Source organism: Microcoleus sp. LAD1_D3, assembly GCF_036702135.1.
Classification (GTDB): Bacteria; Cyanobacteriota; Cyanobacteriia; order Cyanobacteriales; family Microcoleaceae; genus Microcoleus.
This window is the reverse complement of the sequence record NZ_JAUBSB010000022.1, coordinates 1-25,550: the sequence shown is the minus strand read 5'-3', so window position 1 is coordinate 25,550 and position 25,550 is coordinate 1. Positions and strand designations below refer to the sequence as shown.

Annotated in this window: 25 protein-coding genes and 1 riboswitch; of the genes, 11 read left to right on the top strand and 14 right to left on the bottom strand. The window is 45.4% G+C overall.

Going from position 1 to position 25,550, the window contains the following annotated elements; translation table 11 throughout:
- The first annotated feature begins 159 nt into the window (after positions 1–159).
- Complete coding sequence (uvrB, locus tag QUA74_RS14835) at positions 160–2,172, top strand: excinuclease ABC subunit UvrB (RefSeq protein WP_333330088.1); 2,013 nt, start codon at positions 160–162, stop codon at positions 2,170–2,172.
- Between the two features lie 72 nt (positions 2,173–2,244).
- Here uvrB and QUA74_RS14830 read toward each other — a convergent pair whose 3' ends face one another.
- From QUA74_RS14830 to QUA74_RS14815, 4 genes are all read right to left on the bottom strand, one after another.
- Positions 2,245–2,622 (bottom strand): type II toxin-antitoxin system PemK/MazF family toxin, encoded by a 378-nt coding sequence (locus QUA74_RS14830; RefSeq protein ID WP_333330085.1) that lies wholly within the window; start codon positions 2,620–2,622, stop codon positions 2,245–2,247.
- Positions 2,606–3,286: a DUF433 domain-containing protein gene (locus QUA74_RS14825; RefSeq protein WP_333330082.1), complete on the bottom strand. Its 681-nt coding sequence runs from the start codon at positions 3,284–3,286 to the stop codon at positions 2,606–2,608. The genes QUA74_RS14830 and QUA74_RS14825 overlap by 17 nt, the downstream gene beginning before the upstream one ends.
- A 111-nt stretch (positions 3,287–3,397) precedes the next feature.
- Entirely contained in the window at positions 3,398–3,724 is a 327-nt protein-coding gene (locus QUA74_RS14820) for a hypothetical protein (protein ID WP_333330079.1), read from the bottom strand.
- Positions 3,725–3,837: 113 nt separating this feature from the next.
- Positions 3,838–4,092: a hypothetical protein gene (locus QUA74_RS14815; RefSeq protein ID WP_333330077.1), complete on the bottom strand. Its 255-nt coding sequence runs from the start codon at positions 4,090–4,092 to the stop codon at positions 3,838–3,840.
- 387 nt (positions 4,093–4,479) lie between these two features.
- Between QUA74_RS14815 and QUA74_RS14810 the strand changes: the two genes are divergently transcribed.
- Entirely contained in the window at positions 4,480–4,956 is a 477-nt protein-coding gene (locus tag QUA74_RS14810; RefSeq protein ID WP_333330074.1) for a helix-turn-helix domain-containing protein, read from the top strand.
- Positions 4,957–5,148: 192 nt separating this feature from the next.
- Here QUA74_RS14810 and QUA74_RS14805 read toward each other — a convergent pair whose 3' ends face one another.
- Both QUA74_RS14805 and QUA74_RS14800 read right to left on the bottom strand, forming a co-directional pair.
- Positions 5,149–5,346 carry a hypothetical protein gene (locus QUA74_RS14805; protein WP_333330070.1) on the bottom strand — a complete coding sequence of 66 codons (198 nt, stop codon included), beginning with the start codon at positions 5,344–5,346 and terminating at the stop codon, positions 5,149–5,151.
- A 180-nt stretch (positions 5,347–5,526) separates the two neighbouring features.
- Positions 5,527–6,564: an NADP(H)-dependent aldo-keto reductase gene (locus QUA74_RS14800; protein ID WP_333330067.1), complete on the bottom strand. Its 1,038-nt coding sequence runs from the start codon at positions 6,562–6,564 to the stop codon at positions 5,527–5,529.
- A 189-nt stretch (positions 6,565–6,753) separates the two neighbouring features.
- Here QUA74_RS14800 and QUA74_RS14795 point away from each other — a divergent pair, with 189 nt between their 5' ends.
- From QUA74_RS14795 to QUA74_RS14775, 5 genes are all read left to right on the top strand, one after another.
- Positions 6,754–7,893, top strand: coding sequence for a DegT/DnrJ/EryC1/StrS family aminotransferase (locus QUA74_RS14795; protein ID WP_333330065.1), 1,140 nt, complete (start codon positions 6,754–6,756; stop codon positions 7,891–7,893).
- A 149-nt stretch (positions 7,894–8,042) separates the two neighbouring features.
- The gene (gene crtB / locus QUA74_RS14790) at positions 8,043–8,918 is read left to right on the top strand and encodes a cyanoexosortase B (protein WP_333330062.1); all 876 of its coding nucleotides are present in this window, start codon (positions 8,043–8,045) and stop codon (positions 8,916–8,918) included.
- Positions 8,918–9,637 (top strand): cyanoexosortase B system-associated protein, encoded by a 720-nt coding sequence (locus tag QUA74_RS14785; RefSeq protein WP_333330059.1) that lies wholly within the window; start codon positions 8,918–8,920, stop codon positions 9,635–9,637. The genes crtB and QUA74_RS14785 overlap by 1 nt, the downstream gene beginning before the upstream one ends.
- Positions 9,638–9,766: 129 nt before the next feature.
- Entirely contained in the window at positions 9,767–11,344 is a 1,578-nt protein-coding gene (locus QUA74_RS14780) for a polysaccharide biosynthesis/export family protein (protein ID WP_333330055.1), read from the top strand.
- A gap of 169 nt (positions 11,345–11,513) precedes the next feature.
- Positions 11,514–13,790 (top strand): lipopolysaccharide biosynthesis, encoded by a 2,277-nt coding sequence (locus tag QUA74_RS14775; protein ID WP_333330052.1) that lies wholly within the window; start codon positions 11,514–11,516, stop codon positions 13,788–13,790.
- A 278-nt stretch (positions 13,791–14,068) separates the two neighbouring features.
- Here the strand turns inward: QUA74_RS14775 and QUA74_RS14770 are convergent, their stop codons facing one another.
- Positions 14,069–14,347, bottom strand: a complete 279-nt coding sequence (locus QUA74_RS14770; RefSeq protein WP_333330050.1) for a hypothetical protein — start codon at positions 14,345–14,347, stop codon at positions 14,069–14,071.
- Positions 14,348–14,793: 446 nt separating this feature from the next.
- Here QUA74_RS14770 and lpdA point away from each other — a divergent pair, with 446 nt between their 5' ends.
- Positions 14,794–16,230, top strand: coding sequence for a dihydrolipoyl dehydrogenase (lpdA, locus tag QUA74_RS14765; RefSeq protein WP_333330047.1), 1,437 nt, complete (start codon positions 14,794–14,796; stop codon positions 16,228–16,230).
- Between the two features lie 70 nt (positions 16,231–16,300).
- Here the strand turns inward: lpdA and QUA74_RS14760 are convergent, their stop codons facing one another.
- The 4 genes from QUA74_RS14760 to QUA74_RS14745 all read right to left on the bottom strand — a co-directional run bounded on the left by QUA74_RS14760 (position 16,301) and on the right by QUA74_RS14745 (position 18,361).
- Positions 16,301–16,690, bottom strand: coding sequence for a HEPN domain-containing protein (locus tag QUA74_RS14760; RefSeq protein ID WP_333330043.1), 390 nt, complete (start codon positions 16,688–16,690; stop codon positions 16,301–16,303).
- Positions 16,687–17,013 carry a nucleotidyltransferase domain-containing protein gene (locus QUA74_RS14755; protein WP_333330040.1) on the bottom strand — a complete coding sequence of 109 codons (327 nt, stop codon included), beginning with the start codon at positions 17,011–17,013 and terminating at the stop codon, positions 16,687–16,689. Before QUA74_RS14755 ends, QUA74_RS14760 begins: the two co-directional genes overlap by 4 nt.
- Before the next feature lie 280 nt (positions 17,014–17,293).
- The gene (locus QUA74_RS14750; RefSeq protein WP_333330037.1) at positions 17,294–17,824 is read right to left on the bottom strand and encodes a hypothetical protein; all 531 of its coding nucleotides are present in this window, start codon (positions 17,822–17,824) and stop codon (positions 17,294–17,296) included.
- Positions 17,825–17,857: 33 nt separating this feature from the next.
- Positions 17,858–18,361, bottom strand: a complete 504-nt coding sequence (locus tag QUA74_RS14745; RefSeq protein WP_333330035.1) for a hypothetical protein — start codon at positions 18,359–18,361, stop codon at positions 17,858–17,860.
- 215 nt (positions 18,362–18,576) lie between these two features.
- Here QUA74_RS14745 and QUA74_RS14740 point away from each other — a divergent pair, with 215 nt between their 5' ends.
- On the top strand, positions 18,577–20,016 hold the full coding sequence (locus tag QUA74_RS14740) for an NB-ARC domain-containing protein (RefSeq protein ID WP_333330032.1): 1,440 nt from the start codon (positions 18,577–18,579) through the stop codon (positions 20,014–20,016).
- A 385-nt stretch (positions 20,017–20,401) separates the two neighbouring features.
- On the opposite strand, the gene cbiQ is transcribed toward QUA74_RS14740, so the two are convergent.
- The 3 genes from cbiQ to QUA74_RS14725 are packed head-to-tail and all read right to left on the bottom strand — an operon-like array spanning position 20,402 to position 22,254.
- A complete protein-coding gene (gene cbiQ, locus QUA74_RS14735; RefSeq protein ID WP_333330029.1) occupies positions 20,402–21,202 on the bottom strand; it encodes a cobalt ECF transporter T component CbiQ in 801 nt (266 codons plus the stop codon).
- Positions 21,199–21,531 (bottom strand): energy-coupling factor ABC transporter substrate-binding protein, encoded by a 333-nt coding sequence (locus QUA74_RS14730; protein ID WP_333330026.1) that lies wholly within the window; start codon positions 21,529–21,531, stop codon positions 21,199–21,201. Before QUA74_RS14730 ends, cbiQ begins: the two co-directional genes overlap by 4 nt.
- Before the next feature lie 3 nt (positions 21,532–21,534).
- On the bottom strand, positions 21,535–22,254 hold the full coding sequence (locus QUA74_RS14725) for an energy-coupling factor ABC transporter permease (protein ID WP_333330235.1): 720 nt from the start codon (positions 22,252–22,254) through the stop codon (positions 21,535–21,537).
- Between the two features lie 61 nt (positions 22,255–22,315).
- A riboswitch (cobalamin riboswitch) is annotated at positions 22,316–22,462 on the bottom strand.
- 174 nt (positions 22,463–22,636) lie between these two features.
- Here QUA74_RS14725 and QUA74_RS14720 point away from each other — a divergent pair.
- Positions 22,637–23,356, top strand: coding sequence for a Uma2 family endonuclease (locus tag QUA74_RS14720; RefSeq protein ID WP_333330023.1), 720 nt, complete (start codon positions 22,637–22,639; stop codon positions 23,354–23,356).
- A gap of 242 nt (positions 23,357–23,598) precedes the next feature.
- On the top strand, positions 23,599–25,179 hold the full coding sequence (locus QUA74_RS14715) for an FAD-dependent oxidoreductase (RefSeq protein WP_333330020.1): 1,581 nt from the start codon (positions 23,599–23,601) through the stop codon (positions 25,177–25,179).
- The last annotated feature ends 371 nt before the right edge of the window (positions 25,180–25,550 follow it).

The following is a 25,550-nucleotide window of genomic DNA, read 5'->3' as shown; positions in this document are numbered from 1 at the left end:
GCGTTGATTGCTGGGTGCGGACAACTGCTTTTCTTGGCTTTCTGCTTGCTATTTCGGCCGATGATTAAAATAATATTACAAAGTCTAACTATTTTTTTAACGAAATTGCAGAATCTCTGCATTTTTGTTAAGATTTATGGGTAATAGCTACATTTTCCTATGGTAACTGCGGCAGCATCTTTTCAATTGCAAGCGCCCTTCCAGCCCACAGGCGACCAACCGCTAGCGATTAAGCAACTCGTCAAAGGCATCGAAGCGGGCGATCGATTTCAAACCTTACTCGGCGCCACAGGTACGGGTAAAACCTTCTCCATTGCCTCGGTGATTGAAAAAATCGGTAGACCCACCTTAGTCCTAGCACACAACAAAACCCTAGCAGCTCAACTATGCAACGAACTGCGTAATTTTTTCCCTAACAATGCAGTCGAATACTTTGTCAGTTATTACGACTACTACCAACCTGAAGCATACATCGCCGTCACCGATACTTTCATTGAGAAAACGGCAGCAATTAACGACGAGATCGATATGCTGCGGCACTCAGCCACGCGATCGCTCTTTGAACGCCGCGACGTAATTGTAGTTGCTTCGATTAGCTGCATCTACGGTTTGGGAATGCCCGCAGAATACCTGAAAGCTGCTATTCCTTTGCAAGTAGGAATGGAAGTCAACCAGCGGCAAGTTTTGCGAGATTTAGTTAACGTCCAATACAGCCGCAACGATATAGATTTAGGCAGAGGCAAATTTCGCGTCAAAGGCGATGTTTTGGAAATTGGCCCCGCTTACGAAGATAGAATTATTCGCGTTGAATTCTTCGGCGACCAAATCGATGCCATTCGCTACGTTGACCCCGTAACAGGTAAAATCCTGCAAAGTTCAACGGCTTTAAATATCTATCCAGCGCGCCACTTTGTCACGGCCGAAGATAAATTAGAGGCTGCTTGCCAAGGGATAGAACTCGAATTAGAAGACCGACTGGTAGAATTTGAAAAAGAGGGTAAACTATTAGAAGCTCAGCGAATAGAACAGCGCACCCGCTACGATTTGGAAATGCTGCGCGAGGTAGGTTACTGCAACGGAGTCGAGAATTATTCGCGGCATTTAGCAGGGAGAAACGCGGGGGAACCGCCAGAATGTTTGATTGATTATTTCCCGAAAGATTGGATGTTGGTGATAGATGAATCTCACGTCACAGTGCCGCAAATTCGGGGGATGTACAACGGCGACCAAGCGCGCAAAAAAGTATTGATAGAACACGGTTTTCGCTTGCCCAGCGCGGCAGATAACCGCCCTTTAAAAGCAGAGGAATTCTGGGCAAAAGAAAATCAGTGCATCTTTGTTTCTGCTACGCCTGGGGATTGGGAAATGGAAATATCTGAAGGCAGAGTTGCAGAGCAAGTAATTCGCCCTACCGGAGTAATAGATCCGACTATTTTTGTGCGCCCGACGGAAGGACAAATTGATGATTTGTTGGGGGAAATTAAAGAGAGAGTAAGTCGGGACGAGCGTGTTTTGGTGACAACTTTAACCAAGCGGATGGCGGAAGATTTAACGGAATATTTGCAGGAGAGGGCTATTAAAGTCCGGTATTTGCACTCGGAAATTCAGTCGATTCAACGCATCGAAATTATCCAAGATTTGCAGGATGGTAAGTTTGATGTATTGATTGGTGTTAACTTGCTGCGGGAAGGTTTGGATTTGCCGGAAGTTTCGCTGGTGGTAATTTTGGATGCGGATAAAGAGGGGTTTTTGCGATCGGGACGTTCGTTGATTCAAACGATTGGAAGGGCGGCGCGGCACGTTCAGGGACAGGCTATTTTGTACGCGGATAATTTGACGGATAGTATGGTTAAGGCGATCGACGAAACCGATCGACGCCGGGGGATTCAGCTAGCGTACAATAAGATGCACGGGATTACGCCGCAGCCGATCGCCAAAAAGCGATCGAGTAATGCGATTTTGGCATTTTTGGATGTGTCGCGCAAGCTGAATTCTCAGCAGTTGGAGGAGGTTTACGAACAGGTAAACGAGTTATCTTTGGATGAGATTCCTCAGTTAATTGGGCGGTTGGAAGGGCAGATGAAGGCGGCGGCTAAGAAGTTGGAGTTTGAGGAGGCGGGTAAATTGCGCGATCGGATTAAGCATTTGCGGGATAAGCTATTGGGACATTAAGCTTGTTGTCAGGGAATTGAGGGGAGTTTTTAACCGCAGATGCACGCAGATAAACGCTGATGAAGGGAGAATTCAAAAGTTAAACATCGCTTTTAGTCCATTTGCGATCGGCTGATACTCTTCTGCGGTTAAATCTCCTCGGTAGCCCAAAACACGCTTTATGTCCACAGCACGTATGTGATCCAGCAACACAGTAGAGTCATAGCGTAGGTTTCCCATTCCCGCCTGAAGCTGCGGATATAGCGTTGAGTTTCGTGTCGCCCAATCTCCCTGTTGTGTCGTCAAGGGAACAACTATTACCAACGAAAACCGCGTTATTCCTGTGACATTTGGTAAAGCTACAATTACGGCAGGTCGAGTGTTTTCCTGTTCGCGACCGGGGGGAATTTGAGCCGGGAAGTTAACTAGCACTACAGCCCTCACCTGCAAAAAATTAGGTGGCTGACTCACAAATTTTCTCTACCTTTTTATTGCCAAGGTCGATCGGGTTTGTTTCTTGAATCCGCCACGCAGCATAGGCTAGAACTTCTTTAAAGTCTTCTTCTTCAAGTTCTGGATAAGTTTGGCGTATTTCTGCTGTGGAATAGTGAGAAGCCATCATTGAGATGATAGTTTCAACAGTTATGGGTAAGTTGCGAATGCAAGGTTTTCCCGCCATGAATTGTGAATCGCAGGTAATTCTAGTAAATTGCTGGATATCTTCTTTGCTATTGGTTGCACTTTCATTGTCCAGAATTACCATTCCAACTCCCGGAATAAAACGCACAGGCTTTGTGCCTTCGAGGGGGTCTACATCTCCCCAATCATAGGGGGGAATTTCATTATCGATGAGGTAAAGTTGACGCCAAGGTGATTTTGCCAATGCTTCCTCGGAAATGTCAGGAAAAAATATTAGCACTTCTGCGATGCCAACGGGAAAACCATTGAGTTTGCTCAAGCCATCTATAATGGCGGCTAGGATGGATAAGTCTAGGTGGCTGAGGTTTTCGGCTTTTTCTATCAGTTGGTATACGGTTTCAGGATTGAGTGTTTCGCCGATAGCTTCGACTAAGTTTTCGGGGGTGAAACCTCGACATTTCAAGTATTCGGCTAGTTGTAAGCGAATTGTACTCATGGGTTTAGTTGAGAAAGATTTTAGGGTGAAGTGCGATCGCCCTTTACCATTGTCCTATTTTTTGGATGGGAAGGGCGATCGCACTTTTGATGAATTTACCTACATCCCTGTTTAATATTCCTCGTCACAAGAGTCTTCAATCGAAAGACAATCTGGCGAATAGGGATCTACTCGTTGTCGCAGTTCAAGGTTCTCATCCTCCAATGAATCTATCTTGTGTTGTAGTTCAAGCTTTTCATCTTCTGAGTCATCTAACTTTTGTTGCAGTTCAAGCTTTTCATTGCATTTTTGTTGATTCTCAATTTGAAGCAATTCGATAGTTTTGTCCTTGGCTTCAATTTTTTCAAGCAGAATGCGGTTCAAGTTTGCTTGAGTAGAGAGTGCTTTTTCAAGTAGCTCACTGAGTTGTCTGTTTTCAGCAATTTGGATGTTAGCCATTAGCTTCTTTGACTAAGTGTTGGGTGGATTGATACTCACAATTACAACAAGTAGATTAGATACAGCTAAGCCAGCCAGTAAGCTGACTGGCTGCTGTCTAAGCTATTTTGTTTTCAGTTAATTTCCTGCTTGGGAGAGTGCTGAGCAATCCACCCGCGAATCTCGTCATTAGCCATACCTTTGAAGTATGGTCTGTCTTTTATACCTTGACGCTTGGCTAGGTTCAAGGCGATCGCAACAAGCCGAGGCTCTGGCTGTGTATGCCTTTGACTATCTTGATGGAGCTGATAAACCAGATAAGCTAGCTCCAAACCACGAGGATGCTTAGACAGCTTGTCTAGTAGCGAAAGCGGATTTTGTGTTACCATGTTTGTAAATGTCTAAACAACAACAGAATCTTTAAAGTGACCTGATGCACGCCAGCGCAGCCACTGTAAGATTCGATTTTACGAAAAATACAAAACATTAGAGAGTCCTTACACCTGAGAAGTGTTGAGACTTAGCGTCCTTGCACCTGAGAAGTGTGGAGGACGCTTTTGTTTTGTCTTCTATTTTAGAACTTTAACACCTGTGATCTGAATTTGCAAGGTTTCGTGCCGAAGTCAGTATAAAAATTAAGTGCGTGGCTAAGGTATTTTCTTCAAGACATAACTTGTAATTACTTAACAAATTAAATATATAACAGGGCTTACGCATTAAGTGCGTATCAGATAAGTATTAAGTGCATATGCTAAGATGCACTGGATGCACTACTCATGCACCTAAAACATATGTCGATCGATAAAAATCACCAAGATGATGGGAAAGACTCGGATGAGTGGACTTCTTCAGAAAAGGACTTATCTCAACAGCCCCCTCAATCTGCAAATAAAAATTCTAAAAAAGACTTACCGCCTTTGCCAGTCGTCCATTCAGACCTCGACGAGTACGGCTTAGACCCCTACGAGTTCAGACTCTATGCCCATGTGGTTCGCAGGACAGGGGGAAAACTCACAGGTGAGTGTTTCGCTAAATTGAAGAAAACAGCAGAAATCTGTCATATGAGCGTCAGAAAAGCCCAATATGCCCTAAAAACCCTCTCAGATGCAGGTTTATTGCTGAAGGAACAGCGGAGGGGACGTACTGACGTGTACAAACTAACTCCCAAAAGCAACTGGAAGCCAAAAGAAGAACTCAAGCAGATTCGACAGAAAGCCAAAGAGTCTAAAGTTGATGACTCAGAAGAAGAGTAAAATGCAAACAAGCTAAACCGTAGTACGGGCGGGGCGCCCGTACATCATGTGCGGTTAAAATATTCGTAAGATAAATTAATAGTTAGGTGCGATCATCCTTAACACCCTGAGTTTAGGGGTAATAATTAGGGGTAAAAGTGAGGGGATACATTAATAGTTAGGTGCGATCGCCCAAAATACCACCAAAACCAACTACTTACTCAATACCACAGCATCCGTACTGCTAGCAAAAGCCGGACTAATAAACTCCTCCTTCTCTTCAAGCGTGATGTAACCCTTATCTACAGCTAGCTGCATCACTTCCTCAAGAAAACCTCTCAGCACATCTAATACGTGAGTGCGATCGCATTCAAAAACCTTTTTCCAACCAGAAGTTGCAAACTTCCTCAACTAAAAATTACGCAGGGGAACTCAGAAACCGGGTTTTTTGCGATACAACTTCGTTACAGCCCGCAGATTCACTAAAAAACCCGGTTTCTTGGGCGGAGTGCCTAAGTTCTGTTTATGTAATTTTCGCATATTAAAGTGATAAGTTGGGTTTTGTTACCTCAACCCAACCTACTAATAAACTTACGGTGTCGGATTCGGATACTTAGCGTGCACCGCATCGATTTCCGCTACAATCTCCCGCTCCAAATTAACATCCAAACTACCGATATTTTCCTCCAACTGTTCGAGACTTGTTGCACCGATAATTGTGCTAGTTACAAACCAGCGCGATCGCACATACGCCAAAGCCATCTGCGCCGGACTTATCCCATGTTTCCCCGCAATTTCAACATAGGCTTTCACCGCATCATTCAGATTAGTTTTATCGTAACGCTGACCAAATCCAGCGAATAAAGCCAACCTAGAATTTTCTGGAATTCCATTCAAGTATTTACCCGTTAACAACCCAAATCCCAAAGGACTGTAAGCCATCAATCCCACATTCTTAAAACGGCAAGTTTCTGCTAAATTTAGGTGAAATGTCCGATTGCTCAAACTGAAAGCATTCTGAATGGAAACAACTTTCGGCAAACCGTGTTTTTCAGCCAACGTGCAAAACTCGCAAACTCCCCAAGGCGTCTCGTTGCTCAAACCCAAATAGCGGATTTTGCCAGCTTTAATCAAGTCAGAAAATACCTCTAACTGTTCCAAAATCGGTACTGTTTCGTGCTCTTGGGCGATGTCGTAATCCGGCGCGCCAAATAAGGGCACGTAGCGGTCTGGCCAGTGGATCTGATAGAGGTCGATGTAGTCAGTTTGCAAGCGCTTCAGGCTGTCATTCAGGGCTTTTTCGACATTTGGGCGATCGATCTGATTTTTCCCTTCCCGAATCCACTTTAATCGAGTGCTTCTGCCCGCCACTTTAGTCGCTATAATGACTTTATCCCGCTGCTGTTTCGCCAACCATTCGCCGATATATTCCTCTGTTTTTCCCTGAGTTTCCGCCTTTCCAGGGACAGGATACATTTCTGCCGTATCGATAAAGTTGATGCCTCTATCGATCGCAAAATCAAGCTGTTGGGCCGCTTCTGCAACGGTGTTCTGCTGGCCATAAGTCATCGTACCCAAACAGATTTCAGATACTGATAAATCGCTGTCGCCCAGTTTTTTGTATTCCATGAGTTTGATTACTGGAAAAATATCTGATTCTATATTACAGAAAAACCTTGATTTAATTGACAACTCCAGAAAAGGGCGCGAGGCTTTCTCCTCTCTTCCTCTGCGCTCTCTGCGACCTCTGCGGTTAAAAACTTTTAAAAGATATCCGCACTTAAATGTTAATATAAATAATTCGTATTCGTCTGATGTATGAGTAGTCGCCCGCCAAAAGTTCCATTTGTCAACCTCTCCCTGCAACACCAACCAATCCAATCTCAAATAACAGAAACAATTGGAAAAATTATCGAGCAAGGAGATTTTATTTTAGGTCAATCACTGACAGAATTTGAAACAGCATTTGCAGCAGCTTCTGGAGTAAAATACGGCGTAGGAGTGGCTTGTGGAACAGATGCGATCGCTCTGGGACTCCAAGCTTGCGGTATTAATCCGAGCGACGAAATTATCATACCCGCTAACACTTTTATTGCCACCGCGATCGCCGTCCTCCAAGCCAAAGCTATACCTATTCTTGTAGATTGCGACCCGGAAACCGCCCTGATTGACCTCACAGCAGCCGAAACAGCAGTTACCTCGAAAACTAAAGCAATTATCCCCGTACACCTCTACGGTCAAATGGTATCGCCCCGGCAGCTTTTAGATTTTGCAAACCGCCACGATTTAATCATATTTGAAGATGCCGCCCAAGCGCACTTAGCCGAGAGAGAAGGATACCGCGCGGGTTCCATCGGTAAAGCAGCAGCATTCAGCTTTTATCCCAGCAAAAACCTTGGTTCTTTTGGCGACGGCGGGATGTTAATTACTAACGATGCACAACTCGCAGAAAAAATGCGAACTCTCCGCAATTACGGAGCACCCAGCAAATATTTGCACACAGAAATCGGTACCAACAGCCGCCTCGACAATTTGCAAGCCGCCGTGCTCAATGTTAAATTGCCTTATTTAGAAAAATGGAATCGCGATCGCACCGCCGCCGCCCAACACTACGATACTCTACTAGAACCCCTGAAACACAAAGGCATTGTACCCATCGCCAACCACAGCAGCAGCGGTCACATTTATCACCTCTATGTTATCAAAATTACTGAGGAAAGCTCGATCGACCGCAACACCCTTCAGGAAAAACTCGCCCAACACGGCATTCAAACAGGTATACACTATCCCCTACCTTGTCACCTGCAACCCGCCTACCAAAACTTAGGCAATCGGGGCGACTTCCCCCACGCAGAAGCCCTGTGCCAACAAATTTTATCATTGCCAATGTATCCCGGATTGAGCAATACTCAGATCGAGCAAGTTGTTCGGGCGATCGTACTATCATTGAATTGCTAATTGTTCATAAAATTTATGCGGCAGGTGTTTCAAGCAGTAAGGTGCGGTTCTCAAAGGGTTTTGGTGGGGAATTAACAAATCTTTAACTCACACTTTAAAACCCGAAAGCGTTGCGAATCCAGCGCGGCAATCTTAAAACTTCTCAAACCATGCACATCCAGCGCAAAATTCGCATTGTTTTCAAGCGATACCTACTGGCGGAAGGTATCACGGTGCTCCTAGTGCTGCTGTACGCCCCCCTGCTAGTACACTGGTACGACGGCTGGCTCACCAAAAGCATCAGCCTCGAACACGAATATTTCAGCCACGGACTAATTGGTTTGCCCTACGCAGCTTATATTGCTTGGATGAACCGAAAGTGCTGGCGTAGCTTGCCCAACTCACCGCATCCTTTGGGAGGCTTTTTGCTGGTACTAGCCACGCTTTTTTATCTGAGTCGCTTGAGCGATTTAGTAAATTTATCCCTCCCCATAATGCTGGCCAGCATTTGCTTATCTTTAAAAGGAATTCCCGGCTTGCAATTGCAGGCGATGCCGCTTTTGTTCGTATTTCTGGCCTCGCCAAACCACATTCCTTACCTCATAGAACCCTACGCCTTGCCCTTACAGCAATTCATTGCTGAAACATCAGGCTGGATATTAATTAAGGTTGGTATCAACGTGAGAGTGGAAGAAATTTATCTGTACGTAAACGAGCGCATTGTAGAAGTTGCTCCACACTGTGCAGGCTTAAAAATGCTGTTTACCAGTCTTTACGTCAGCTTAATTCTGCTGGATTGGACGGGAGTTTGGAACTCTGGCAAAAAAAGTCTTTTGTTTTTAGTGATTACATCCATTATTAGCATCACTTCCAACATTTTTCGCAATACTTTGCTAACTTACTTTCACGGAACCGACAGAGAGGCGCTTTTTACTTGGCTACACGCCGGATGGGGCGGAGATTTATATTCTGCTTGTATACTAGGGTTATTGGTACTTCTCCTCAACGGGATGGAAAAGTATTTCCCAAGTCAGTCTGGCAATTAATGAAACAGATGATTTCAGCACAGAAACTACTGCGGCGGTATCAATTATCTAAAATTATGGTACTGGTGTTTTTGCTGGTATTGGTTGGGGCAGTAGCAATTCCCGGCTACGCGACTGGAAGATGGCCTTGGACAAACCCGCCAACCCTTGCCAACCTCAAGCAATTAAGAAGTTTGCGCCAAAACGGGATAAAAATTCCTGGGTGGCAGGTTATAGCCGTTCAGAATAACGTCCAAATTGGCGCTCACAGATGGTTAGTTCAAGAAATTAAAAAGGATCAAACAATTGCCATTTTATTGCTGTTGCCTCAAAATTACGCCAAAAACCAGCCCCAAGTGGAATGGCTAGATATCGATGGATTTCACCGGTGGCAAACCGATTCTCATCGCACTTTGAGGTTTACAGTTAAATTAGCACCAATACCCGGCCAGCCACCGCCTAATGTCGAGGCGAGGTTTTTCCGAAGCTGGACTCCGCAACAAACTTTTGCTGTCGTGCAGTGGTACGCTTGGCCTAACGGGGGTTCTCCAGCAACCAGTCGCTGGTTTTGGGAAGACAGCATTGCTAGACTCGCGAACCGCCGCGCCTCTTGGGTTGCTGTCAGTATCATCCTTCCCATTCAACCGCAGGGCGACATTAAGATAGCTCAACCATTGGTGGAATCTATTGCCGAAAGTGTCCAGGCTAAATTAATTACAGAAACTTTTCGGTTTGAGTAAGCAGGTAGGTGCAAATAAATCAGCCTAGGGCGTGGGCAGATTTGGCCAAAATCAACTGCTTCCTAGTAAATATCCGGATTCAACTCGCCCCTAAAATATCTTATTGTTTTTTCTCGTCCCTATATTTAGATGAAACTTACAACTCCGGTCATTATTCAAAATATTACTTTTTTAAATCCTCTCAAAATGCGGGAAAAATCCACAATTAAAAATCGCCTCGCTTTTTCCTTGGCAGGCCTGTATTCAACTGCTTGGACTCTATCTTTTGCTGCTGTATTCTGGGGTTTTAATAGCAAAATTTTTTCGGAAACGGCTTTAGCTCAACCTGTTGTTCCAAGAGACGAGCGACTCGTGGCGCCACCGCAATTGCGGGTCCCGCCACCGCCGCCTGCCAATTTCAACCGGGATATTAACCCAGCTTTTCGGAATCGGCCCTACCGCCTGGGCCCGGGAGACCAGATTGCTGTTCAAGTTCAGCGCTTCCCAGAGCTAGGTTTTACAGGTCCAATCAGCCCTGAAGGGGTAATTGTACTCCCGCTAATCGGAACAGTGAATGTGCGTGGTCTTACTGTTGAAGAATCACAGCAGCGCCTCCGGGAGCGCTTTGGCCAATTTATCAAAAATCCTCAAGTTTCGGCTGCTTTGCTGGTTCAGCGCCCCGTAGTGGTGACGGTGACGGGGGAAGTTGCCAGACCGGGTTTTTATCCGCTGCAAACCCCCCAGCTTCCTGCGGCTCTGGCGGCTGCTGCTGGGACTAATCCTACGGCGGAACTGCGGGCGGTGCGGGTGCGGCGGACTCTGCCGGGAGGTGCTGTCGCGGAGCAAGTTGTTGATATTTTGACACCGTTGCAAACTGGTATTGCTCCGCCGGATTTGCGTTTGGAAGATGGAGATGCGATCGTCGTACCGTATAAACAGGTTACGCCCGATCGCAAATCCGATCAAGATTTAGCATCCAGGTACAGCCTCGCTGCTGCTGCTGTCCCCGTCCAAATCACTGTCACCGGAGAAGTCAGCAAACCGGGTTTTTACACGCTTCCGGCGGGTTCTGGTCGAATTTCGGCTGCTTTGGTGATTGCGGGGGGAGTCACGGGAAAAGCAGATTTGCGGGAGGTGCGAGTGCGGCGGACGCTGATGGACGGCTCCTCGGTGGAGGAACCAATCGACCTCTACACTCCCCTAGCAAACGCTAACGATTTGTTCGATTTTCCTTTGGCATCGGGAGATGTGATTGTCATCCCGGAATTGGACGCTAGTACCAAAAACCTAGACTACGACAAAGCTCTTGTTTCGCGGTCTACCCTGATTAAACCCAGGATCTACGTTCGAGTTTTGAGTTACGCTAGTGGTGGTTTGACCTCGTTCTACGTAGAAAATGGCAGCAGGTTTTTGGATGCTCTCAACAACTTGCCTGTCAATCTTGCTGACTTGCGGAAAATAGCCCTGATTCGGTTCGACGAAAAGCAAGGTAGAGCAATCAACCGTTCGATAGATGCTAAAGCGGCTTTGGAGGGCAATGTTTCTCAGAACCCGATGCTCGAAGATAATGATGTGATTGTGATTGGTAGGAATTTGGTAGAGCGCATTGGTTATGTAATCAATACTTTTACTCGACCATTCCGGGATACTTTGGGATTTATTCTGTTCTTTGAGCAGTTGAGAAATGGGGTAACAGATTTGTTCGGCCCGTCACGTAATGATAGGTAGTCATACCATTTTCGATTTTCGATTTTCGATGGGAATGACTTATGCGATATGCGTTTATAACTTACCTACAGTGGCTGCTTTTGGGGAAATGGGTATCATTTGTCAGCAATCATTAGTTATCGTTAACAATTAGCAATCTAAAATCTAAAATCTAAAATCTAAAATCGTCATGACTTTATCCGTTGTTAAACGTTATTTAATTGCTTTCGACCAATACAAGTGGGTGGGACTGGCTACTCTCGCGGTGACTGTGGGGGTGTCGGGAGTAGTAGCCCTGCAGCCAAAGCCGGCGCCAGTTTACGTTGCAATAGGTACGCTGGCCTACGACAGACCGAGCGTGATTTTTTCATCGACTACTACTAAAATTCAACAGGAAGGACAAGAAATAACTAAAGATATGCTGCTGGATACAAGGGTGGTTGAACCAGCAGCAGTAAAACTCATCAAACCCGAACAAAAATTAAACCAAGAAGAAGCGGCAGAAAAAGTACAAGCTTTGGCTAAAAAGCTGGTAAAAGATGTGCAAGTAAAGATGCCCAGTAAGAATAATGACCCCAGCGCTTTGATTCAAATATTGTACAAAAATGCCGATCGTAAACAAGCAGAAGCGGTAGTAAAGACGCTGATGAACGAAATGGTGGAGCACAGCAAAAATATTAATACTTCTAGACTGCGAGAAACGATCACCCAAATTAACCAGCGTTTGCCGAAAGTAACTCAGGAACTCAGAGAGACGGAAGCAAAACTTGAAGCCTACGAAAAACGAGAAGGAACTTCAATTTTAGCTGCTCAGAGCGGTGCTTTGCCGCAAGCGATTACCAGCAGCCAACAGCAGCAGCGGCAACTCCGCGTGCAGTTGGGAGGAATTGAAGCTCAAATTAACAGTTTGCAGGATCGCTTGGGATTGAATGTGGAGCAAGCTTACGTCGCTCAAGCACTCTCTGCCGATCCAATTATTGCCCAACTGCGAGTGCAATTGTTTTCGATCGAATCTCAGCTCAAAATTCTCCGCAGCGACTTGCAGGAGGAACACCCGAAAATTGTAGAATTGCTTAAACAAAAACTTGCTTTTGAGCAGCAGTTGCAGCAGCGCCAGTCTGAGGTACTCGGCGGTAACGGGGTGGCGGCTCCGCTCAGAAGTGCCGATCGAATTCGGGTAGACTCTTCTTTAGATCCGGCCAGACAGCAGTTAGCCCAAACTTTGATTGCTTTGCAAACGCAGCGGGATGCGGCGCAACAGCAACTCCAAGGAATCGAGAAAACTGAACAGCTATTGCGTCGGGAACACGCGACAATCCCCAACAAGCAGTTAGAACAAGCCCGTTTGGCCCAGCAAGTGGCTTTCAAAAAAGCTCTCTACGACAAGATGCTGTCGGCTTTGGTAGATGCTGAGGCGGCGGTAGCTGAGACAACGGGGAGTTTGAGAATCGCCCAATGGCCGCAAACTGATGACGTTGAGTCCAACAAGAGAGGTTTGCCCGTGATGCTGGCGGTGGGCGGATTTGTGGGGTTGCTGCTGGGCGGGGGGTTGATATTTTTGTTGGGGATGCTCAACGGCAAGTTTTACAGTTGGGAAGAAGTGCGAGCGGCTTTGGTGGAAAAAGAGGTGCCGATACTGGCAGTTTTGCCTGAAGTGACGGTGTTTGATTCCTACGCCGATGAAATGCCTCTGGCCCTGGAGGCAAATTCTCCCTATTTGGAATTTTACGAGCGGTTGCGTACTAATTTGCGCCGGATCGGGAACAAACCGGTGAAGGTGGTGTTGTTGACTTCGGCGGCGCCTTTGGAGGGGAAAAGTTTTAGTGCTTACAATTTGGCAATTGCATCGGCTCGATCGGGTAAACGGACTTTGCTAATTGAAGCAGATTTGCGATCGCCTTCTAACGTTGAATCTTTGAAAATTGCTGCTGATCCTCTGGCGACGGTGGAACCTTTGCACTATTACGGCAATATTAGCGAGTGCGTTCTTTTGGTTCCAGAGGTAGAGAATCTATACGTTGTGCCGAGTCCCGGCTTTTTGCGACAGGCCTCCGCCGTACTAGAATCAAGCGAAATGCGGAGATTGTTTGAGGATGTTCGCAACCGCTTTGATTTTGTGGTTGTGGATTCTCCGGCTTTGAGCGAGTGCAACGACGCGCTGACGCTGGAACCGTACACGGACGGTATGATTTTGGTGGCGCGGCCTGGTTACACTTTGTCTAGTATGTTGTCTGAGGCGGCAGATCAGTTGCTGGAATCTGAGGATGAGGAGTCGCATAAATCCGGGCCACGGCTGTTGGGAGCGATTATTAACGGTGCTGATATTCCGGTCAAGTTCCGCAATGATCTTGATGAATTGGAGTTGCCTTTGAGTGCGATCGGCGATCGGGCGATCGAAGTGCGATCGAGGCAATTACCGCAGCCGTCAAAGCCTAAAAACAAGGCTATTAATAGTAAATTGAGATAATTTATGTGGCTTGATTCTTGTAAAGCAATCTTCAACAAATTGTGGATATATTGTAGGGTGCAACCTAAGCAGCTTCAGCCGAAAACACCGTTAACATTCAGTCGATTTTAGATTTTAGATTTTAGATTTTAGATTTAAAAATTGACTCCACAGATGAATCTGGGAGCTGGAACTTCGGTCTAAAATTTTTCGCTTGTCAACAGTCAACCGTCAACAGTCAACAGTCAACCGTCAACCGTCAACAGTAAACAGTCATTACTGGAAAATGTGCCATCGCACTATTGATTGGATTCCGGGCGTTTCTGGTGTTTGCTCTGGATAAACTGTTCCAAATCGGCGATCGCATCTTCAAAATCCGACAAATTAATTTTCGCAGGTCTAGTCTTCTTCGGCGGACTCGAAGACTGACTCGAAGACTTCGCCGGAGGCGGTGGAGATTTAGGTTGTGCAGCTTGACTGCTGTTCGATTCTATAGAATCGAACAATTCATCCAGGGACTCAAAAAATGATTGAGCCGAGGCCCGGCGTAAATCTTTCTGGTCATCGTCATCCGTCATAAGCCACTCCATAGAGTCCAAAAGTTGCCAACAAACTCTGTCCGCCCCGGCGCGTGCAGATATTAGACATGAAAACCGACTAAAACAAGCAGGGGGACAAAATTTAACCGGGCGGTGGGAATGCCTGCGGCCCAAGTTGCTGCCCCAATCTCAAACCTGCTGCGGGCTTTGTCAGCCTTCAAACTGTATTTAACTGTACACCCGCCTACTGAGTGATTTGAGACTTTGTGTAGACCCAGCTCAAAATCATCGACCCTGAAAAAATCTCAGTTACGGCTCTTTCGTTGTCTAATTAACCCTAGTCTAGTCGAGAATAAGGAGACAGGACTTATGCAACTATTACCGCTGTTCAAGGGTTGCGATGGCAACGCGCCACCTCGAAAGGACGGAGAGACGGTGTTTTTTGCTTGAGTCCTAAGATTTCAAAGGCATTAGGAGATTTTAAGGTGACTCAGGGATTTGATTACGATTTAGCAATTATCGGCGCTGGCGTGGGCGGACACGGCGCGGCCATACACGCGGTTAGCTGCGGGCTGAAAGTGGCAATTATCGAAGCGGGGGACATGGGGGGGACTTGCGTCAACCGCGGCTGCATTCCCTCGAAGGCGCTGTTGGCGGCTTCGGGGCGAGTGCGAGATTTGCGGAATGCCCACCACCTGAAGAATTTGGGAATTCAATTGGGCAGTGTGGATTTCGATCGCGGGGCGATCGCAAATCACGCTAACACTATTGTTAGCAAACTTCGCGGCGACTTAACCAACAGCCTCAAACGTTTGAATGTCGATACGATCGAAGGTTGGGGCAAAATCGCCGATTCTCAAAAAATTACGATCGAAACCGATAAAGGCGAGAAAACGATTACTGCCAAGGATATTATTCTCGCCCCCGGTTCCATTCCTTTCGTCCCCCCTGGGATAGAAATTGACGGCAAAACAGTATTTACCAGCGACGATGCTGTCAGGTTGGAATCGCTACCGAAATGGATTGCAATTATTGGTAGCGGTTACATCGGTTTGGAGTTTTCCGATATTTACACCGCACTGGGCTGTGAAATTACGATGATTGAAGCTCTAGATCAATTGATGCCGACTTTTGACCCGGATATTGCTAAGTTAGCAGAACGAGTGTTAATTGCACCCCGCGATATTGAAACAAAAGTTGGGTTGTTGGCTAAGAAGATTATTCCCGGTTCGCCAGTAATTATTGAATTAGCTGATTTCAAAACTAAGGAAGTTGTGGAAGTTTTGGAAGTTGACGCTTGTTTGGTAGCAACTGGCCGAGTTCCTGTGAGCAAGAATTTGGGATTAGAAACTGTTGGCGTGGAAACGATGCGCGGTTATATCCCAGTGAATGATAAAATGCAGGTTTTGGCGGCGGGAGAACCGGTGCAAAATTTGTGGGCGATCGGCGATGTTAATGGCAAGATGATGTTAGCGCATTCTGCGTCTGCTCAGGGAATTGCCGCAGTAGAAAATATTTGTGGTCGTGCCCGCGAAGTTGACTATTTGAGTATCCCGGCGGCGGCGTTTACTCATCCGGAAATTAGCTATGTGGGGATGACTGAACCTGCGGCGAAGGAGTTAGGAAAAACTGAAGGGTTTGAGGTCGGTTCTGTCAAGAGTTATTTTAAGGGAAATTCTAAGGCTATTGCGGAGGGTGAAACCGACGGTATGGCTAAGGTGATTTACCGGAAAGATACTGGGGAGTTGTTGGGAGTTCACATTTTCGGTTTGCACGCTGCGGATTTGATTCAGGAGGCGGCAAATGCGATCGCCCAGCGCGATTCTGTTAACAATTTAGCATTCCGAGTGCACACTCACCCGACGCTTTCGGAAGTGTTGGATGAGGCTTTCAAACGGGCGGCTGGAGCGGGTAGTCATTAATTAGTAGGGCCTGTTTTCTTGTTTTATATCCCCGACTTATTCAACAAGTCGGGGATTTCGGTATACTGTTTTAGGGCGGTGGTAGAGTGCCGATTGCATTTTCAGCTAATTCTAGAAATTCTTCAGCTTGGGCTATCGATTCTGCGGCTTGATCGCTCGTAACGGCATCAAGTTCGCCGTAATCTCCAGCATTTCGCAATTCCTGAGCTCTGATGAGGTATTGGTGAAACTTAACAGGAACTCTTCCTGTACGAGCAAATTCTCGGCCAAAGGCACTAATTACTGCGGAATGTTTAGAAAAAGATAGTCCTTCACCTTCTAAAAATGCTTCGGCGATATAAAACATAGTGTAGTAGGCGCGAGAGGCTGCATAATCCGGGTATTCGCCATCTAATATTAACTTAGCCGCTGAAAGGCTTTGACGGGCTTTTGCTAGTAAGTTTAATTGAGCCGATGTCATATTAAAATTCCCTCTTTACGGATATTTCTGAGCAAAGGGCTTTGATAATTAGTGAATTTTTCTTCATTCATAAACTGGCAGCTAATCACTTCATCATTTTGGAGCGACAAATCTGCTACAATCTGAAGAGTTCTATCAATTTCTTCGCCCGCTTGAACAGGCGCTTTCAGAACTACTAAAACATCTATATCTGAGTCGGGATCTGCGTCCCCTCGCGCTTGGGAACCATAGAGCACCATTTGCGTGAGGCGATCGCCGTAGAGTTGCTCGAAGTGCGATCGTAATTGCATCAGTAGGTTCTTAAGTTTATCGTTAATGCTCATATTTGTGATAAATGATTGGAGGGCGATCGGGATTCTTTCGTTATACCAAATATCCCACTCCGATTTGCGGCGACTCACTATAGCTTGTCTTATTAATGGTTGTCAAAGCGGTAAAAATTACCTATGGTGTTGGAGAAAAAGAATTAGTGATACTCAAAAAAATAGCGATCACACCTCAATAATAGAAGGGCGATCGCTCTTTCAGCAGCTAAGTCAATTCTCAGAAATACCTGAGCAACATAGCCTGTGTCTAGCATTTTCAGCTCATGGATTTAAAAGACTACTGGGGTTTAGCTGCTTCAACTATAGCCTGAACCATCTTAATTGCCTCTGTGATAGGTATTTGACCACTTTCGACAGCCCTCATTAAATCCTGATCCCTTTGAGGGGTAATTAGATTAAGCCTAACTGGTTCTTTCAAGGAAACGATAAATTTTGTCTTGTCACTGTCTCTAACCTTAGATGCTCTTTCTTTTGCTTCAACCTCTCTTAGCTGTTCTTTTAACTGTTGGAGCATTTCTGCTTTTTTCCCTTCGTTGAAATTGCCATCAAAGATGATCCTCTTTGCTCCAACGAGAGCTGCTGCACCTAATGCAGCAGCGCCAACAACCAATCCTACTGGGGGTGCAACCGCTATTAGCCCAAATAATATGGATGTACCGCCGAAAGCCGCAACAGCACCCGCAGCAGCACCAGCACCTACCACACCAATCCCAATATCAGCTAAAATTCCGAGTTTATCATCTGGATTTTTTTCCAATTGCTCGATCGCTTTAAGGATTTGCTCCTGAGTTGTTTTATTTTCTGACATATTAAGCCTCCTGATTGTTTCAAATTTTCTTATTTAAGCAGTGATAACGTTGATAAAAACTGCATTGAAAACATCAATCAGTAGTTGAAAAAACAATTTGGCGAGTTCAATAATGTCTTGTGCTACTCCAACTATCCCATCTACTTGACGGTAGCCTTGATCTAGTCTATGTCCAGCGATCGCACCAACAGTTATACCTAGCACTGCTGCCAATGGCGCTAACACTGGGCCGATAACTGGTACTGAACGTACCAATAGTCCCACAGCAACTCCTAGAGCAATGCCCGTAGCTAAATTAGGATGTGCTTTGACAAACTCGATAATTTTGAGCAGAATAATTTTCCCTACAGCCAAAACTTTGTTACCAGATTTTTTCGTGTAGGTAGCCAACTCGTGCAATCTGATGGTGACTTCGTGGGGCAAGCCGAGATCATTTAACCAGACATACAAATCGCTACTACTCATTGAATCGGCATCTACTTGCCAGAGAACCATTTCTAAGTTTGCTTGGGGGAGGGATAATGCTTGTGTAGTCATTTTTTTCCTATGGGAAAGCTATAATAGTGCCTCTTAAATATGATTGTGACTCTAAAATCTCAGTCTTGTCCAGTCGGAAAAAGTCGGATAAAGTAAGCACTTTTATATCATTTGCCATTTACCCACGCCAGAAAAAGCTGGACAAACTCGATCGGGTCGGAAAAAGTCGGATCGAGTAGGATATAATAGGCAAAACCCCAGCATTAACCCGACCTATGGACGTTCAAGAAGTCTTAAAACTTGCCGACGACCTAGTTTTTATCAATACGGGAAAACACTTAGACAATCTGCAAGAGGTGATACTGCGGGGAACTTTGCAAGGCCAGAAATACTCAAAAATAGCAGATGAATCTCACTGTAGTGAAGGTCACATTAAAGATATTGCTTCTGAACTATGGCAGCTACTATCAGAAGTATTAGGCGAAGAAGTCAATAAATCAAATTTTAGAGTCACATTCGAGCGAATAAAATTCTCAAGTTTCGGGAACTTCTATAAAGATTTTGTACACATTGGTAACGTCAACGTCTGTGAAAATAATTCACATTCCCCAAAAGTACCCAACTCACCAATTGAGGAAGAAGTTCTAAACAAAGGCAACACTGAACCCAAAGTGCGTCAATTCTTAGCTGAAATGCCTAAGTCTAGCATTTTATATGATCGCACATCCGAACTCACCACCCTCAAACAGTGGATTCTCCACGAAAACACCCGCCTCATCGCCATACTAGGCATAGTCGGCATTGGCAAAACCGCACTCGCCGCACAACTTGTCCAACAAATCAAAGATGAATTTGATTTCGTCATCTGGCGAAGTCTCGCCACATCTCCATCCCTGTCCATACTTCAAACAAATATAATTCAATTCTTCTGTAGGGGCGGTGCCCCCGTACCCGCCCCAAATGCCGACGGCGTGGTTGTCCCAGAGAATGGGGCAACCACGGGGGGATTGCCCCTACTGAACTACTTGCAAAAATACCGCTGTCTGCTGATACTCGATGACGTACAAATGGTAAATAGCAGCGGACAACTCGCTGGTAATTACAAACCTGGATATGAAGATTACGGCACACTCTTCAGACAGGTAGGAGAATTATCTCACAACAGTTGCTTAATCCTGATAGGTTCGGAAAAACCCAGAGAAATCGCCGCATTAGAAGGCGAAAATCAGCCAATTCGCTCATTACAACTCAATGGTTTAGGTGCGGCAGCGGGGGAAATTATCAGAGAAAAAGGTTTAGCTGAACATCAAGAATGGTCAGAACTAATTGAACAATACAGAGGCAATCCCTTGTGGTTAAAAATAGTTGCGACAATGATTCAAGATTTATTTAACGGCAGCATATCTGAATTTTTGTCTGAGGATAAACTATTTTTAGGTGATTTAGAATTATTACTGGATAAGCCATTTAATCGCTTATCCGAGTCAGAAAAACAGGTAATGTCATGGCTAGCGAGTGAAACCGCGCCAGTTTCCATCTCAAAAGTGCCAGAGAATCTGCAATTGTCTCGATCGCAATTTTTGAAAGTGATGCAATCCTTGGGACGGCGTTCATTTGTTGAAAAAATCCCGGAAGGCGATCGCACATTTTTTACCCTTGCACCCGTACTAAAAGAGTATGTCAAAACTAACTATCCCCGCCCCAACTGTGAGTAATAAAAAATTATATTGTCGTCAAGTGAATTATCGGGAACTTGGAAATGTGCGATCGCCCTGATTCAAATCCGGCCCGCTAAACTAACGAGAATACGAGAATTATCAACAATAGCCCTGGACGCGCAGGTAGTCAGAAACCGGGTTTTGGGCGAGAATACTTGGTTACAACCCGCAGATTCAGTAAAAACCCGGTTTCTTTGCTTGTGATGCGTAAGTCTCGTTGATATTAACCACCGCCACCGTCGCTAATCGTGAATATAATGCAGGACTTACCCACTCCGACCAAAGAAACCGGGGTTTTTTTTATGAAAAGACGTGGTACAGCTAGCACATTCGGTAAAAAAAACTGTTTCTCGGTTCCCATTGTCCAGGACTAACAATAAATTTAGCGTTGAAATACCGCGCTTAACAAAGTTAAAACCGTACAGCCAAACACAGCTTCCAATGTATATCTTCGCGAAGGTTTGTAAGGGTAAGAATTCCAAACGCGCAGTTCTCCATTAAAGCCGCGCGACGCTAAACTCAGCGATACTTGACGGTAGTTTTCCAAAGTTCGCTGAAGCAATTGCCCGATTAAAATGCCTAAACTGTGCATTCCTCGCTTCCAAGTGCGATAGCCACAACGCGAGTTTTGAGCAATCCAAAGTTCATCGGCGATCGCCAATAAGTTAAAAATAAACCGATACATTAGTAATAGCAGTTCTGTGACTAACTCTGGACAGCGTAATTGTCTGAGAATCTGCAAGATTTCTGTAAATGGAACCGTCAAGAGGATGAAATACATACAGCTTGTGGATGCGAAGGCGCGGGCCAATAGCAAGCTCACTTGATATATTCCAGTGCGGCTCACATACAGATAAAAAGTGCCGATGCTAATCCCCCAACCTTGCCAAATATCCCACTGAATTTCCTGGATGTGACTTAACTCAACCGCACCCATCGCCAAAGCAGGCAAACTTGTCAGCAAAAACATCAACGGTAGCGACAGCAACCGCAAATACAGTTTCCCCGGAATACCCGCATAGACGACGATCCAGACTGCTAACCAAAGGGCGATCGACAATTGGACGATCGCCCCAGAAACTAGAGACAGAATTAAAAGGGCGATCGCAAAGGATAACTTGTGAGATGGCGGCAACCCCCGCAAGCGATTTGTATAAGCCAGACTATCAATCTGATGGTTCATTCCGACGATTTACGATCCGATTGCTGCCGAGATTGCGATCGGCCTTTATACAACCCAATGACGTACCCAACTACGCCAGCCCCCATCGCCGCTTGAGACGCAAACAATAGACTTGAAATTTCGCTGCTAGCGGGTTCAAACAAATGATTAAACCAAGGTTTATAACCCGGTTGAATTTCCGTAATTGCTTTCTTAGCTTCGTCATCTGAACCGCCGTATTCACCCCGCACAAAAACGAGAGGAAACGCTGCCAGAACAATCACAGCGCCAGCCAACAGCCAATTTTCCCGCGAAGTAGATTGGTGATTTTTTGTAGGTTTTTGATTCACGGCTTATGACTCCTGCCTCAATAATTTCAAAGTTTCTAACTCCTGCTTCCCGTAAGAATGCAGCCAATTCCAGACCAATAGAGTCAGCAATCCCTCACTGATGGCTAGGGGTAATTGAGTGATAGCAAAGATGCCAGCAAACTTGAGAAACGAAGCCATAAAACCGCCACTTGCTGCCGGAAAAGCTAACGCTAATTGAATCGAAGTCGTCACATAAGTCAGCAAATCTGCCAAAGCCGCCGCACAAAAAATTGCTGCCCGCTGGCTACCAGTTCGCAACAGCAATTGATAGATAAAATACGCAGCGAAAGGGCCAACAATCGCCATCGAAAACATATTCGCTCCCAGCGTTGTCAAGCCGCCATGCGCTAACAGTAACGTTTGAAACAACAAAACTAAAGCCCCCAGTACCGCCATCACCGAAGGGCCGAATAAAATCGCACCCAAACCGGTACCCGTTGGGTGAGAACAACTCCCCGTTACCGAGGGAATTTTTAAAGCAGAAAGCACAAAAGTAAACGCACCGGCTAAAGCTAGCAATAGTTTAAGTTCCGGGTGTTCTTTTGTAATGCGAGTAATTGAGCGCAAACCTACTGCAAAAAAAGGCAACGCCACCATCCACCAAAATGCAGCCCATTGCACCGGCAAAAAACCTTCCGAAATGTGCATAGCTGCGGCGGGCGTTGCCGATCCCAGGACAATATAACAACTCAAGCCAGCCATCAATCCCAAGCTGACCAATTTCCGATTTTTGGCCTTCACACTGAACCTCGCAGATGAGACTATGTAAACTAACACATCGGCGGGCATCCTGACTCAGAAAGCGACAAAACTCTCATTACAGTTGCGGGACAGCGCCGGACTTGCACCGAACTTTCCCCGTTTCCTCTAACGGCTGCTCCCCATTAGAACCGACTGGTTAGACATAGTTTAGTCGATCGCGTAAGTCTCAGCAAATCTTTTACAAAAATTACTTCAGATTAACTAAGTCAAAATTACCTCTCATCTTCTCTTATCTTCCTTCGCGTCTTCGCGGTTCGTTCAATAAATACTATTGTCAAACAAATCAAAGGTATAATGTTAGTGAGTTTTGAGGAAAGCAGCCATGTTAGATTACAAATTTCCGAGGCACTGGCCCTCAGCCGATGAACTACCCGACTCTGATGAAACGCCTGTGGATAACGAACTGCAAGAATTAATACCAGGATTGCTAAAAGCAATATTGCTCATACTTTGGGCAGAACGCATGGACTGGTTTTTTGGCATAGATATGGGTATCTATTATCACCCCGACAAACCTGCCATTGTGCCCGATGCTTTCTTGAGTTTAGGTGTAGAAAGGTTTTATGATGAAGAATTGCGTCCCAGTTACGTGCTGTGGGATGAAAATGTTCTGCCAACTTTTGTGCTGGAAGTAGTTTCCCCAAATTATCGAAAAGAATACACCGCAAAGTTGGAGGAATATCAAGCTTTAGGCGTACTTTATTACGTCATTTATTCTTCCCGCCGCCGCCGTAAACCCCGTTTAGAAGTACATAAGTTAGTCAATGGGAAGTACGAATTACAGCCCGGACATCCAGTTTGGATGCCAGAGATTGGTTTGGGGATTGGTTGTGAAAAGGGAAATTATTCTGGGGTGACAAGGGAGTGGTTGTATTGGTATGATGCCGATGGAAAACGTTATCTGACTCCTGAAGAAAAGGTGAAAGAATCAGCGCAACTCGCCCAACAGGAATCACAGCGCGCCGATCGATTGGCCCAACGTTCCGATCGACTAGCTCAGCGATTGCGGGAGTTGGGGATAGATCCTGATAATCTGGGCTGATGGCAATCAAGAGTACCAGACTGACCGACTCTAGACGCTCAGAAACCGGGTTTTTCAACCGAGATCGATCGTCCTCAAGGGAGGATTTTCTGGAAAAAACCCGGTTGCTGCGTCCAGAAATATGTGAATATTTATCGCAAAAATCAGGAAAGATCGAGCTAGATTTGGGAAAAACAGACAATTGGACGGCAAACATTGAGTTCCAGCTCGAAAAAATGAAAATCAGGAGAGGTTATTAAATAATGGTCATGGATCTGCGTTCTTACGATGTCATCTGTTTTGGTGATGAAGTTCCAGGAGTTCTAGCTGTTATCTCTGCCTCCAGAGAATATCTTCGCCGCACAAAGCGTTATCCGCGAATTCTACTGATGTCTAAAGGAAGCTTGCAAGAAGGAATTGGCGGACATTTGGTAAGAGGCGGTCTTGCTTATTTAGATAGAAGTCAGATTAGTGAAGAACTTCAACAATCTTTAAAGTTAGATACCTTTGGTTCACCGGCGACAATCTATAAAGAATTCTTACAAAAATCCGGCGTTAAGGCAATTGCACTTGACCCCGGCAAAGCCAGTGCAGCGCTGAAAGAAATGCTGATAAAAGCTGGGGCAGATATCCTCAGCAAAGTAGAAATTAAATCAGTCACTAAAGAAGGTCAAAAAATTGCCAGTATAACCACCTCTCAAGGCGTAGTTTATGCCGGCAAGCAATTTATTGATGCCACGGTCAATGCCGAATTAGCTCAAGCTGCCGGTGTGAGAAAGCTGAAGGGATTTGAAACATTTGGTCTGCCTAACTCTGAACTTCCAGTCACCCTCGTTTTTGAAACCCAAGGACTCAGTGCAAGAGCACTGAAAGAACTCGATTACATTTATCTAAAACGCTTCACAAACCTGGCCGATTCAGAGAGTCAAAAATTTTTGCTGTACGCGGCCGACAAGGATACCCAACTAGCCGAAGAACTCCGGCGGGAAATGAGGGACACTAAAGGCAATCTCAAAACTCTGTGGGCGGGTAACGATTACATCGATGTTCGCTCGCCGGCTCTGTCTGTAGCTTACCACTCCTTTAGAGGAAGAAAACTATCTTTTTCTGAAACGGGCGTAATTTTAGATGAGGGAAATATAGCCGTACTTCCAAATGACAGACTTTCGTGGAATGCGCTTTTATTTGCCGTCACCGCCAGCGAAGCAGAAGCATTAGCCAGAAGCGGGAGCAAACCCACGGCTAATATGCAAAGAGAGATGTTATTTGTTACAACTTGGCTGAAGAGTTTGGGGGCTACTTCTGTTACTTACGCATCAGAACTTTATATCAGACACGCTGGCAATGTGACAGGAGTGGTAGAACCTTTAACGGGCGCACAAATGCTGTTAGGTGGCGTACCTGCTAATGAAGCGCTGGCAACATTTAGCTATCATTTTGATGTACGGGGAGGCATCCAGGGTATTCGCGATAAAGCAACTCGTCTAGGATGGTTTAAAAGTCTGAGTTTTAAACACCCTATCTTTAATGTTGGCATCCGTCACGCATTAATTAAAAACGTTCCTAACCTGGCAGTGGTCAGTCCCTGTTCTGGATTTGAAGGGTTTGCCTGTTCTGTCGGCAGAATTGTTGAATTCAACGCCGCAGTTGGTCAAGGTGTGGGTATCGCTGCGGTTAATGCCATTCTAAATAACAAAAATCTAGCCGATGTATCTAACCGAGAAGTGAGACAAGTTCTCGCTGAAACAGGTCAGTTACCTAAAATTTTTGGAACTCCAAATAATGGTGATGCCATGCTATTGGCGCAATTCGAGACTCTTGCCAGTTCGGATGCTATTGCGTAATATCAATTTCAATAAACAATGTAATAGTAGGTTTTGCCAGTGGAACGAAACCCTACAAAAAAGTTTTTACCCAGAAATGATTGAAATTGGTATTAGTATCAAATCCGGTAGCCTGGGAATTAATATTACCCACAGCTTTCGAGACGGCGCAGTGCCGTTTCCCTACAATTAATCCGGGTAGGGAAACGGCACTGCGGTGTCCTCTATATTATCTCGCTCGTGCAACCGGAAACGATATAACATTATGTCCCCTCGAACGACAACAATCACGTTGGTTTGTAGTGAGGACTTTAATCCAATGGCACTGAAAAAGTGAGCAAAAAAAAATCTGTAAGGCAAGATATACATAGATAATTGCCTTACAAACCAAA

Bases quoted from the DNA above. Each gene is read 5' to 3' on its own strand.
- QUA74_RS14825 (WP_333330082.1), bottom strand. From the start codon at position 3,286: ATGAGTACAATTCGCTTACAACTAGCCGAATACTTGAAATGTCGAGGT.
- QUA74_RS14770 (WP_333330050.1), bottom strand. From the start codon at position 14,347: ATGACGGATGACGATGACCAGAAAGATTTACGCCGGGCCTCGGCTCAA.
- uvrB (WP_333330088.1), top strand. From the start codon at position 160: ATGGTAACTGCGGCAGCATCTTTTCAATTGCAAGCGCCCTTCCAGCCC.
- QUA74_RS14720 (WP_333330023.1), top strand. From the start codon at position 22,637: ATGTTAGATTACAAATTTCCGAGGCACTGGCCCTCAGCCGATGAACTA.
- QUA74_RS14760 (WP_333330043.1), bottom strand. From the start codon at position 16,690: ATGACATCGGCTCAATTAAACTTACTAGCAAAAGCCCGTCAAAGCCTT.
- QUA74_RS14795 (WP_333330065.1), top strand. From the start codon at position 6,754: ATGAGTAGTCGCCCGCCAAAAGTTCCATTTGTCAACCTCTCCCTGCAA.
- QUA74_RS14755 (WP_333330040.1), bottom strand. From the start codon at position 17,013: ATGAGCATTAACGATAAACTTAAGAACCTACTGATGCAATTACGATCG.
- QUA74_RS14715 (WP_333330020.1), top strand. From the start codon at position 23,599: ATGGTCATGGATCTGCGTTCTTACGATGTCATCTGTTTTGGTGATGAA.
- crtB (WP_333330062.1), top strand. From the start codon at position 8,043: ATGCACATCCAGCGCAAAATTCGCATTGTTTTCAAGCGATACCTACTG.
- QUA74_RS14800 (WP_333330067.1), bottom strand. From the start codon at position 6,564: ATGGAATACAAAAAACTGGGCGACAGCGATTTATCAGTATCTGAAATC.
- QUA74_RS14740 (WP_333330032.1), top strand. From the start codon at position 18,577: ATGGACGTTCAAGAAGTCTTAAAACTTGCCGACGACCTAGTTTTTATC.
- QUA74_RS14785 (WP_333330059.1), top strand. From the start codon at position 8,918: ATGAAACAGATGATTTCAGCACAGAAACTACTGCGGCGGTATCAATTA.
- QUA74_RS14725 (WP_333330235.1), bottom strand. From the start codon at position 22,254: ATGGCTGGCTTGAGTTGTTATATTGTCCTGGGATCGGCAACGCCCGCC.
- cbiQ (WP_333330029.1), bottom strand. From the start codon at position 21,202: ATGAACCATCAGATTGATAGTCTGGCTTATACAAATCGCTTGCGGGGG.
- QUA74_RS14745 (WP_333330035.1), bottom strand. From the start codon at position 18,361: ATGACTACACAAGCATTATCCCTCCCCCAAGCAAACTTAGAAATGGTT.
- QUA74_RS14750 (WP_333330037.1), bottom strand. From the start codon at position 17,824: ATGTCAGAAAATAAAACAACTCAGGAGCAAATCCTTAAAGCGATCGAG.
- QUA74_RS14775 (WP_333330052.1), top strand. From the start codon at position 11,514: ATGACTTTATCCGTTGTTAAACGTTATTTAATTGCTTTCGACCAATAC.
- QUA74_RS14820 (WP_333330079.1), bottom strand. From the start codon at position 3,724: ATGGCTAACATCCAAATTGCTGAAAACAGACAACTCAGTGAGCTACTT.
- QUA74_RS14815 (WP_333330077.1), bottom strand. From the start codon at position 4,092: ATGGTAACACAAAATCCGCTTTCGCTACTAGACAAGCTGTCTAAGCAT.
- QUA74_RS14780 (WP_333330055.1), top strand. From the start codon at position 9,767: ATGAAACTTACAACTCCGGTCATTATTCAAAATATTACTTTTTTAAAT.
- QUA74_RS14810 (WP_333330074.1), top strand. From the start codon at position 4,480: ATGCACCTAAAACATATGTCGATCGATAAAAATCACCAAGATGATGGG.